Annotated in this window: 1 protein-coding gene; it reads right to left on the reverse strand. The window is 43.4% G+C overall.

Annotated features, from left to right (window positions below; all coding sequences use genetic code 11):
- Window positions 1–587 (reverse strand): SNF2-related protein (locus H8S65_RS21440; protein ID WP_255489346.1); only part of this gene is annotated, 587 nt, incomplete at both ends.

Raw genomic sequence — 587 nt, forward strand, 5'->3', positions numbered from 1 at the left:
CATAATTTATAATTAAGTTCTTTCAGATTACTTGCCTGGTTGGGACCGGAACAATACCGTAGTATGAAGCCTTTCCATCCACCCATATCGATCATGCGATCCATGATACCCAATTGCGCAACCAGATCCTTTGGTTTGTTGACAACAGGTGTACCAGTCAGCAAGATGATATATTCTTTTCCGGATGCAATACCTTTACAAAACTTGGTCTGCTGGGTGGCCGTTGATTTGACTTTATGCGATTCGTCGATTATCACGGACTTGAACAGTTTGATCGTGTTGTGAAATTCGACATCTTTCAATGTCCATTTCTCTGCTTTCGTGATCCGCCGGACAAAGTATTTTCGTAGGCTTTCGTAGTTTACGATAAAAACCTGGTTCATGCCTGTCTGCCAGAAGAAAGGCCAGCTATCGCGGACGGAATCGGTTAATACCATCGCTTTCTTGTCTGTAAACTTATGCCATTCCCTTTGCCAATTGATCTTGACAACATTCGGGCAGATTACCAGGCAGGGGAAGGCGTCGGCCTTGTTGATAGTGGCGATGCTTTCAAGTGTATTGTGCGTTACAATATAATTGTTTGTCAG

The organism is Parabacteroides hominis (assembly GCF_014287585.1).
Lineage (GTDB): Bacteria > Bacteroidota > Bacteroidia > Bacteroidales > Tannerellaceae > Parabacteroides > Parabacteroides hominis.